The organism is Rheinheimera sp., assembly GCF_020217005.1.
GTDB lineage: Bacteria > Pseudomonadota > Gammaproteobacteria > Enterobacterales > Alteromonadaceae > Pararheinheimera.
The window spans coordinates 1-10,000 of the sequence record NZ_JAIWOI010000033.1 but is presented as its reverse complement, the minus strand read 5'-3'; the positions used below and the strand labels follow the sequence as shown (position 1 = coordinate 10,000).

At 46.4% G+C, this 10,000-nt stretch carries 9 protein-coding genes; 4 read left to right on the top strand and 5 right to left on the bottom strand.

The genetic code is table 11. From position 1 onward, the window contains the following. From lon to tig, 4 genes are all read right to left on the bottom strand, one after another. The coding region (gene lon, locus LDL40_RS01670; RefSeq protein WP_300993104.1) for an endopeptidase La at nucleotides 1-2,026 on the bottom strand (2,026 nt) is incomplete at its 3' end. A 182-nt stretch (nucleotides 2,027-2,208) separates the two neighbouring features. Beyond that, on the bottom strand, nucleotides 2,209-3,483 hold the full coding sequence (gene clpX / locus LDL40_RS01665; RefSeq protein ID WP_300993102.1) for an ATP-dependent protease ATP-binding subunit ClpX: 1,275 nt from the start codon (nucleotides 3,481-3,483) through the stop codon (nucleotides 2,209-2,211). Between the two features lie 65 nt (nucleotides 3,484-3,548). Beyond that, complete coding sequence (gene clpP, locus LDL40_RS01660; protein ID WP_300993100.1) at nucleotides 3,549-4,172, bottom strand: ATP-dependent Clp endopeptidase proteolytic subunit ClpP; 624 nt, start codon at nucleotides 4,170-4,172, stop codon at nucleotides 3,549-3,551. A gap of 165 nt (nucleotides 4,173-4,337) precedes the next feature. Then, the gene (gene tig / locus LDL40_RS01655) at nucleotides 4,338-5,648 is read right to left on the bottom strand and encodes a trigger factor (protein WP_300993098.1); all 1,311 of its coding nucleotides are present in this window, start codon (nucleotides 5,646-5,648) and stop codon (nucleotides 4,338-4,340) included. Nucleotides 5,649-5,981: 333 nt separating this feature from the next. Between tig and LDL40_RS01650 the strand changes: the two genes are divergently transcribed. The 4 genes from LDL40_RS01650 (at nucleotide 5,982) to sugE (ending at nucleotide 8,735) form a co-directional block, all read left to right on the top strand. After that, nucleotides 5,982-6,698, top strand: a complete 717-nt coding sequence (locus LDL40_RS01650; protein WP_300993096.1) for a DUF969 domain-containing protein — start codon at nucleotides 5,982-5,984, stop codon at nucleotides 6,696-6,698. Next, entirely contained in the window at nucleotides 6,691-7,629 is a 939-nt protein-coding gene (locus tag LDL40_RS01645; protein WP_300993094.1) for a DUF979 domain-containing protein, read from the top strand. The genes LDL40_RS01650 and LDL40_RS01645 overlap by 8 nt, the downstream gene beginning before the upstream one ends. Nucleotides 7,630-7,640: 11 nt before the next feature. Beyond that, a complete protein-coding gene (gene pcp / locus LDL40_RS01640) occupies nucleotides 7,641-8,285 on the top strand; it encodes a pyroglutamyl-peptidase I (protein WP_300993092.1) in 645 nt (214 codons plus the stop codon). 135 nt (nucleotides 8,286-8,420) lie between these two features. Further along, a complete protein-coding gene (gene sugE / locus LDL40_RS01635; protein ID WP_300993089.1) occupies nucleotides 8,421-8,735 on the top strand; it encodes a quaternary ammonium compound efflux SMR transporter SugE in 315 nt (104 codons plus the stop codon). Between the two features lie 33 nt (nucleotides 8,736-8,768). Here the strand turns inward: sugE and LDL40_RS01630 are convergent. Further along, on the bottom strand, nucleotides 8,769-10,000 hold a 1,232-nt coding region (locus tag LDL40_RS01630; protein ID WP_300993087.1), incomplete at its 5' end, for a cation:proton antiporter family protein.

The following is a 10,000-nucleotide window of genomic DNA, read 5'->3' as shown; positions in this document are numbered from 1 at the left end:
CTTTCGGAGTAGCGCCTTCAGGCACGTGCACATGAATGTCACGTTTTTCATAAAAGTCTTCGTTAATACGCAGCTTCTCAGCACGACTACGAACGACCGTCATGGCGGCCTGAATGGACTCTTTCATTACATCGCCCAAAGAGCCTGTGTACGTCAGTTTGCCTTTACCTACCACTGCAGCGGCTTCAATAGTCAGCAAGTCACCGCCGACAGAAGTCCAGGCTAAGCCAGTGACCTGACCGATACGGTTACTGTCTTCCGCTTTACCGTAATCGTGACGCTGTACGCCCAGGAACTCTTCCAGATTGTCCTGGTTGATCACCACTTTCTTCAGGTTTTTGTCCAACAGAATGTTTTTCACTGCTTTGCGGCATAGCTTGGAGATTTCACGCTCCAGGCTACGAACACCAGCTTCACGAGTGTAGTAGCGGATAATGCCAATAATAGCGCTATCTTCAATCTCAATTTCGTGAGGTTTTAAGCCATTGCGTTCTATTTGTTTGTTGATCAGATGCTGCTTGGAAATATTCAGCTTTTCATCTTCGGTGTAGCCCGCCAGACGAATCACTTCCATCCGATCCAGCAAAGCAGCCGGAATATTTAAGCTGTTGGATGTAGCAAAAAACATCACGTCAGATAAATCGTAGTCCACTTCCAGATAGTGATCAGAGAAGGCTGTGTTTTGCTCAGGATCTAACACCTCCAGCAAAGCCGCCGCAGGATCACCACGGAAATCCGACGCCATCTTGTCAATTTCATCCAGCAGGAACAGTGGGTTACGCACTCCAACTTTGGCCATTTTCTGGATAATTTTGCCCGGCATAGAGCCGATATAGGTACGTCTGTGTCCACGGATTTCCGCTTCATCACGCACCCCACCTAAGGCCATACGCACGTATTTGCGGCCTGTTGCTTTAGCCACAGACTGACCCAGTGAGGTCTTACCTACGCCTGGTGGTCCTACCAAACATAAAATCGGGCCTTTTAATTTATTGACACGCTGTTGCACGGCCAGATATTCCAGAATACGTTCTTTGACTTTATCCAGACCATAGTGGTCTGAGTCCAGAATACGTTCTGCGCCAGCCAGGTCCTTTTTCACCTTGCTGCGTTTTTTCCAGGGCACATTGGTCAGCCAGTCGATATAACTGCGCACCACTGTCGCTTCTGCCGACATAGGTGACATCATTTTTAACTTTTGTAGTTCAGCTGTCGCTTTAGTGCGGGCTTCATCCGGCATTTGCGCCTGTTCGATTTTCTTCGACAGGGTTTCAAACTCATCCGGTGTATCTTCCAGTTCGCCCAGTTCACGCTGAATGGCTTTCATTTGCTCATTCAGGTAATACTCGCGCTGGCTTTTCTCCATCTGCTTTTTGACGCGGCTGCGTATACGGCGTTCTACCTGCAGAATGTCGATTTCACTTTCCATCATCGCCATCAGGAACTCTAAACGTTCCGTCACATCAATGATTTCCAGCACCTTCTGCTTGTCGTCCACTTTTAACGGCATATGAGCCGCCATGGTATCCGCCAGACGAGCTGCGTCATCAATACCAGAAAGCGCGGTCAGCACCTCAGGTGGAATTTTTTTATTCAGCTTGATATAACCTTCAAACTGATTCACTGCTGAGCGCAAAATCACTTCCTGCTCGCGGCTGTCCATTTCCGGTGTCGGAATTAAATCAACATAAGCGGCGAAAGTATCTTCTGTGTCGGTAAATTCAACCAATTGAGCACGCTTGCCCCCCTCTACCAACACTTTGACCGTGCCGTCAGGAAGCTTAAGCAATTGCAAAATAGTGGCGACAGTACCAACCCGATACAGATCAGTATCTTTAGGGTCATCCAGCGTGGCGTCTTTTTGCGCAACTAAAAAGATTTGTTTCTCTTTTTCCATCGCGGCATCCAGGCATTTGATGGATTTAGCCCGGCCAACGAACAGCGGGATCACCATATGCGGATAAACGACCACGTCTCTTAATGCCAATACTGGCATATGCAAACGTTCAGTCTTTGCTACTGTCATGAAATCTCTCTCGAATTATTTACTGCAGGTGACATGATTCAACAGTATATGGGGGCTGTTTATGTCACTTCAATGAGTTAGCAAAAAATATGGACTTCTAAAATGCAGTCTGGAAAATGGGGTCAGATCACATTCATTGTTGAAAATGTGATCTGACCTTTGTATCAGCCAGACCCTTTTATTTACTGAGAAGCGGCTGCTTCCACTGTTTCGTAGATCAATATGGGTTGAGACTCACCACGGATCACTGTCTCGTCAATCACCACTTTGCTGACATGTTCCATAGACGGTAAATCGTACATGGTATCCAGCAAGACATTTTCGACTATTGAGCGCAAGCCACGGGCACCTGTTTTACGTTCCATGGCTTTTTGCGCTATGGCTTTGAGCGCATCTTCACGGAACTCCAGTTCGACATCTTCCATCTGGAATAAAGCACCAAACTGTTTCACCAGTGCGTTTTTCGGTTCACTTAAGATTTGCATTAATGCAGCCAAATCCAATTCAGTTAAAGTCGCTACCACTGGCAGACGACCAATAAACTCTGGGATCAAACCGTATTTCACTAAATCTTCAGGTTCCACATCTTTAAAGCTTTCGGTCAGAGTCCGGCTTTGTGAGGTTGCACGCACTTCAGCACCAAAACCTATGCCTGAACCTTTAGCACAACGTTGTTCAATGACTTTATCCAGACCAGCAAAAGCACCACCACAGATAAATAGAATTTTCGAGGTATCCACCTGCAAAAACTCCTGTTGCGGATGCTTACGGCCTCCCTGAGGCGGAACCGAAGCCACTGTACCTTCAATCAGTTTCAGCAGTGCTTGTTGTACACCTTCACCTGACACATCGCGGGTAATAGATGGATTGTCAGACTTACGTGAAATTTTGTCGATTTCATCGATATAGACAATACCACGCTGGGCTTTTTCGACATCGTAATCACATTTTTGCAGTAATTTCTGAATGATGTTTTCAACGTCTTCGCCGACATAACCGGCTTCAGTTAACGTAGTGGCATCGGCCATAGTAAAAGGCACATCCAGTAAACGGGCTAAGGTTTCGGCCAACAAAGTTTTACCGCTACCTGTAGGGCCAATCAGCAAAATATTACTTTTGCTCAGCTCCACGTCCTGTTTATTCTGCATGCTGCGTAAACGTTTGTAGTGGTTGTAGACAGCTACAGCCAGAACTTTTTTCGCATGCTCCTGACCTATGACATAGTCATCCAGGTGAGCACGGATCTCTTTAGGCACCGGCAATTTATTGCTGTCGCGTTTTGGCGAAATATCTTTAATTTCTTCGCGAATAATATCGTTGCACAAGTCGACACATTCATCACAGATGTACACCTGCGGGCCTGCGATCAATTTACGCACTTCATGTTGTGATTTGCCGCAAAAAGAGCAATACAACAACTTGCTGCTTTTCTCGCCATCAGAGCGATGATCAGACATGTAACTTCCTCTTCCACTACATAGAGGTGGCCGGCTTCGCGCCCTTCACCACCTCTGAATTAAACTTACTTTGCATCCCTTTGAGTTAATATGGCATCGATTAGGCCATATTCCAAGGCTTGTTGTGCACTTAAGAAGTTATCACGCTCTGTGTCTTTGCAAACCTGTTCATAGGTTTTTCCACAATGCTCAGCCATTAAACGGTTTAACTTCTCTTTAATATAGAGAATTTCTCGGGCGTGAATTTCAAAATCAGTAGCCTGGCCCTGGAATCCACCCAAAGGCTGATGGATCATGACACGGGCATTAGGTAAACAGTAGCGTTTGCCTTTAGTACCACCAGATAATAAAAAAGCGCCCATGCTGCAGGCCTGGCCTACGCAGACTGTAGCAATATTTGGTTTGATGTATTGCATTGTGTCGTAAATAGACAAACCGGCAGTTACAGAACCACCTGGTGAATTGATATAGATATAAATATCTTTTTCCGGGTTCTCAGATTCTAAGAATAGCAGCTGGGCGACTATCAGATTGGCCATATGATCTTCCACCTGGCCAGTCAGAAAAATCACCCGTTCTTTTAATAAACGTGAATAAATGTCAAAAGAGCGCTCACCCTTAGCTGTTTGTTCAATTACGATAGGAACTAAGGCATTCACTAACTCATTCATTCTCGGCTCAAATGCCATAATGCGATTTCCTTTATTGAAAAGAGGGGACCCTATATAGCCTGGTCTTTGATATTGCACCGCACAATCAGGAATGCTGCTTCAAGTACAACGGCTATAAAATAAAAATGGCCCGAACTATGATGTTCGAGCCATTAAAACTGCCTGACAAACAGATGTCAAATCTTAGTTTGCAGCTTGTGGATTCATGATCTCATCAAACTTGGCTTTTTCTTCTTTCACTTTAGCTTTGGTCAGAACCAGGTCAATGGCTTGTTCTTCTAAAGCAACATTGCGCATACCTTGTAACAGTTCTTTGTTGCTGTTGTAGTACTGAACCACTTCTTGTGGATCTTCATACGCAGAAGCTACAGTTTCAATCAGAGACTGAACGCGGGCATCTTCGACCTGCAGCTTGTTGGCTTTGATCACTTCACCTAACAACAGACCAACTTTCACGCGATCTTTGGCTTGTTCAGTGAACAGAGCTGCTGGCAGTTCTGGTAATTGTTTTGGATCCAGGTTGTTGCCAAAACGCTGTAATGCCTGACGACGTAACACATCGATTTCGCTGTCGATCAGAGCTTGCGGCACTTCTACTTCGTGAGTGGCCAATAAACCTTTGATCACCTGATCTTTAACACGAGCCTTGATGCTGTTGTTCAGCTCACGCTCCATGTTTTTCTTCACTTCAACTTTTAACGCATCCACAGTAGCGTCAGCTAAACCGAACAGCTTAGCGAACTCGTCGTTTACTTCTGGTAATTGCTGAGCTTCAACTGCTTTTACAGTGACAGCAAATTTAGCAGCCTTACCTTTTAAGTTCTCAGCGTGGTATTCAGCAGGGAAAGTCACATCAACAGTCACTTCTTCGCCCGCTTTTTTGCCGATGATACCGTCTTCAAAACCTGGGATCATGCGGCCTTGGCCTAATTCTAAAGTGAAGTCAGAGGCTTTGCCGCCTTCAAACTCTTCACCATCGATAGAACCAACGAAATCGATGACCACACGGTCACCTGAAGCTGCTGCAGCGTCAGTTTTTGCCCATGTAGCATGCTGCTTGCGCAATGTGCCTAACATGGTTTCTAAGTCGTCAGCCGTGATTTCAACCACTGGCTTAGTCACTTCGATTTTGTCCAGAGCGTTCAGTTGAACTTCCGGGTAGACTTCGAAGGTTGCTGCGAATTCTAAATCTTTACCTTCAGCCAGTTGGCCCGGAGCAAAAGTAGGAGCACCAGCTGGAGTCAGTTTGTTCGCAATGATGGCCTGATAAAAATGGTTTTGCATCTGACGTGAAGCTACGTCTTGTAATACAGACAGACCAAACATTTTTTTGATCATAGCTACAGGAGCTTTACCTGGACGGAAACCGTCAACACGGCGATTTTTCGCAATGTTTCTTAATTCTTTTTCAACTTCAGTGCTGATAGCAGCGGCTGGTACAGTAATGGTCAAACGGCGTTCTAAACCCTGTGTGGTCTCAACAGAAACTTGCATCTTGTTACCTCAAAATCAAATCGGGCGTCTCGCTACGCCATCTTTTCGCTTGTCCGGGTTCTGTCTTTACGCACACAATCCAGACCTGTTATATAGGACGCGGCATTATAGCGAGGGTTTTTAGCTGAGTCGAGCTTTTGATACAACATCAGAAGGGGCGCGGCTTAGAGGCCTAATTTCACATCATTTTTTTGTTCTGGCATCGACGTATAGAAAGAAAAATTCTCTAAGCAGAAGTATCGCTTTTGTGAAGCTTTTTACCGTTTCGCTCTCGCTATGTGCTGCGTTTTTGTGTAGCAATACAATTGAATAACAACAATAACAGGATGATTTATGCACGATATCAGCCTTTGGCCCTTGCTTGGCATTGCCGTTGTGATGCTTGGTTTTTTATTTAAATTTAACCCTGTGCTGGTTGTCACAGTAGCTGCTTTTGCCACTGGTATGGCGGTAAAGATGCCGATCCACACCTGGCTCGAGTCTCTGGGTACTGCCTTTTTAAAAACCCGCAATTTACCGTTGATTCTATTGTTACCTCTGGCAGTTATAGGTTTGTTGGAACGCCATGGTCTGCGCGAAAAAGCCCAAAGCTGGATACAGCAGATTAAAGCCGCCACTGCAGGACGTTTGCTACTGGTGTATCTGGCGCTGCGTGAAAGCACTGCAGCGGCTGGCCTGACTAGCCTGGGCGGACATCCACAAATGGTGCGGCCTTTACTCTCCCCTATGGCTGAAGCGGCCTTTGAGCAGCAACATCAAAGCTTGCCGGATAAAATAAAATACAAAATCCGCGCTATGTCGGCTGCGACCGACAATATAGGGCTGTTTTTCGGTGAAGATATTTTTGTTGCTTTTGGCGCCATTATTTTAATGCATACCTTTTTACGGGAATCCGGTATTGAGACCGACCCTTTGCATATAGCGCTTTGGGGTATTCCTACAGCCATAGCAGCTTTTCTTATTCATGGCAGCCGCTTATTAAGATTTGATGCTTATCTGGCGCGCCAGCTTAAGACCGAACTAAAGCAGCAGGAGCAGCGCCATGATTAGTATGACGGTGCTTTATTACGTTGCCGCTTTACTGTTTTTTGCTGTCGCCTTTTTTAGTTTTAATGACAAAAGGTACAGCAGCGCTTTGTTCTGGTTCAGTTATGGTCTGATCTTTCTGCTTGGCGATTTTATGCCACCGGCTTTGGTTGGCGCTTTGGTTGTACTGATGGCCTTAGTGGCTGGTTTTGGCGGAGTTAGAGGCGGCAGCTATCAACTATTAGATCTGCAACAACGGCTGGATTCGGTCAAATGTCTTGGCAACAAATTATTTATCCCTGCTTTGATGATCCCTGTGCTTACAGTGTTTTCTGCTTTGGTCCTGGTGCATATTCAGGGCGAAGGCTGGTCTTTATTGGATCCCAACAATGCTACCTTATCGGCTTTGGGCCTAGCGGCATGTTGTGCAGTACTGGCAGCTTTATACCTCACCAAAGAAAAACCACAACAAGCACTGCAAGAGTCTTCGCGTTTAATCGAAGCCATAGGCTGGGCTTTTTTATTACCGCAATTACTGGCGACCTTAGGATTGCTGTTTAATCAGGCCGGCGTAGGTGAAACCGTATCACAACTGACGACTTTGTATTTAAATCTAAACCATCCTCTGCTGGCAGTGACTTGTTATGCCATAGGTATGGCCTTATTTACTGTGATTATGGGTAATGCTTTTGCCGCTTTTCCAGTGATCACCGCTGGAATAGGTATTCCGTTATTGGTACTGCAGCATGGCGGTGATCCTGCCATTATGGCGGCTATCGGCATGTTTTGTGGTTACTGTGGCACTTTGCTGACGCCTATGGCAGCAAACTTTAATATAGTGCCGGCTGCACTTCTGGAGTTGCCGGACAAAAACGCCGTGATAAAGGCTCAGGCGCCAACGGCTTTAGTACTGCTTGGTGTGAATATAGTGCTGATGTATTTGTTAATGTTTTAAGCGGAGCATAAATGCAAACCATTTTACTGACTGGCTTTGAGCCTTTTGGTGGCGAACAAAGCAATCCTTCCTGGTTGGCCGCGCAGCAATTGGATGGTTATCAACTAGACCATGAAGTGCGGATTGTCAGCCGGCAACTGTCTTGTGTGTTTGAAAAAAGCCAGCAGGAACTTAAAACTGCCATTGATGAATTAAAGCCTGTGCTGGTGTTGGCTCTGGGTCAGGCGGGTGGCCGCACTGAACTTTGTTTTGAAAAAGTGGCTATTAATTTTATCGATGCCCGTATCGCTGATAATGCCGGCCAGCAACCTATAGACAAATTAGTAGTGACAGAAGGTCCTACAGCCTACTTCACGACCTTACCCATCAAAGCTATGGTCAACAGTCTGAAGCAACAAGGCATCCCCGCAGCAGTGTCCTACACAGCCGGGACCTATGTCTGCAACACGGTATTTTATGCGCTGATGCACCTGTTAAAAGACAAGCCCAAAGTAAGGGCTGGTTTTTTACATATCCCCTATGCACCGGAGCAAGCCGTTGGCAAAGCTGTCGCTTCAATGCCGGTTGATATGGTGGTCAATGCATTGAGGATTTGCTTACCTGTAGCACTGCGGACCACTGAAGATTTACAACTAGCAGCGGGAACTCTCGACTAGAGTTCAGCCTAAAGCTTGCCATCAAGCGCCCTCATGGTTAACATGGCGGCGCTGTTCTACTATGGCCTATCTGGACGACCTGATAGCGCATCTTAATACCGGGGACGACCCCTACTTCAAACACAGGAATACCTTATGAACTGGTTATTGCTTGTTGTGGCTGGCTTATTGGAAGTCGGTTGGGCTGTGGGTTTAAAATACACTGAAGGTTTTACCAAACTCTGGCCATCGGTCTGGACTCTTGGCGCTATGGTGTTGAGTATCAGCATGCTTGGGCTTGCGATGCGGGATTTACCCGTAGGCACAGCCTATGCGGTCTGGACAGGCATAGGTGCGGTCGGCACTGTGATAGTCGGAATTTACCTGTTAGGTGAGCCAGCAACTGCAGGACGTTTAATAAGTATTGGGTTGATTTTATTGGGCATTGTCGGGCTAAAACTCAGTTCTTAACTAGAAGGGGCACTGCGGTGCCCCGCTAAAAAGTTAAAGCGTAATATGCTGACGCACCCTTTCCCCCAAACCTACACCGGCCTCGGACATCGTCAGGTATGTATGGTCAGCACCAGCGTCCAAAATAGCAGCGGCCTCATCTTTGTGCATACTGTGCGATACGATCAAGCCACCGAACCCTGCTTGCCGAAGTTTTTTAGTCGCTATGACTTTGGCTTCGACATCATTTAAGCAAAGCACTACAGCCTTGATCCCAACCAGTTTTAAGCCTTGCCAGAATACTTGGTCTTCTGCGTCGGCAAACAACACATTGTTGCCTTTTTCCTGATGTTCAGCCACTTTGGCCGGATCCGAATCCAGTGCTACCAAATGACACTTATGTTCCAGATATTGATAGGCGGCAGAGCCAGTGCGGCCCATCCCCATAATCAGTACCTCAGCATCACCTAAAGACACAGGCTGTTCATCCGGGTGATGAATATCTCGCTCATATGGAATAAGCCGATGCGCCAAACGTTCATACAAAGGGTGAGCGAAGCGGTTTAGAGGCGCTGATACGACAAAAGACAAAGCCACAGTTAACGCCAGCGGAATTAGAAATTGTGGCATTACACTAGCCGCAACAATAAGCGCAAATTCACTATAATTACTCAAAGCCAGACCAGAGAGAAAAGCACTGCGCGCCCTTAATCGAAACATGACCAAAAGAGCGAAAAACAGTATGGCTTTAAAAGGCAACAAGGCCGTCATCAAAGCGGCGAAAAGCCATGCTTGCTGATCAGGTAAGCCCCCAAGGCCTATTTTCAGGAAAAAACCGACCAGGAAAAACTCTTTTAAGCCCCATAAAGTCTTAGACAACTCCCCTGCTCTATTGTGACCAGCCAACAAGGCGCCAAATACCAAAGCTCCCAATTCACTGCTTAAACCTACAGCGTGAAAACCTGAGCCGCCTAAAACTACAGCTAACAACACACCAAACAATATCTGAAGGTCGTCATGACCCGTTAAATCCATCAATTTATACAGTAGTGGCCGTAACAAAGGCACCAGCAGCACCAGCAAAGCCCAGGGCGATGGCGTAATACCCTGAGTGAAACTCAGCAGCGCCATGGCGATTAAATCCTGCATAACCAAAATGCCAATCGCAACCCGACCATGGAAAGCCCGGATCTCTCTTTTGCCTTCCAGTACTTTGGCCGCCAGTACAGTACTGGAAAATGCCAAAGCCGCAGAGAGCATCAGAGCGTAATACCAATTGGATTCGA

Excerpts from the sequence above, each read along its gene's own strand:
- clpP (WP_300993100.1), bottom strand. The coding sequence starts at position 4,172 with ATGGCATTTGAGCCGAGAATGAATGAGTTAGTGAATGCCTTAGTTCCT.
- LDL40_RS01650 (WP_300993096.1), top strand. The coding sequence starts at position 5,982 with ATGCACGATATCAGCCTTTGGCCCTTGCTTGGCATTGCCGTTGTGATG.
- sugE (WP_300993089.1), top strand. The coding sequence starts at position 8,421 with ATGAACTGGTTATTGCTTGTTGTGGCTGGCTTATTGGAAGTCGGTTGG.
- clpX (WP_300993102.1), bottom strand. The coding sequence starts at position 3,483 with ATGTCTGATCATCGCTCTGATGGCGAGAAAAGCAGCAAGTTGTTGTAT.
- LDL40_RS01645 (WP_300993094.1), top strand. The coding sequence starts at position 6,691 with ATGATTAGTATGACGGTGCTTTATTACGTTGCCGCTTTACTGTTTTTT.
- pcp (WP_300993092.1), top strand. The coding sequence starts at position 7,641 with ATGCAAACCATTTTACTGACTGGCTTTGAGCCTTTTGGTGGCGAACAA.
- tig (WP_300993098.1), bottom strand. The coding sequence starts at position 5,648 with ATGCAAGTTTCTGTTGAGACCACACAGGGTTTAGAACGCCGTTTGACC.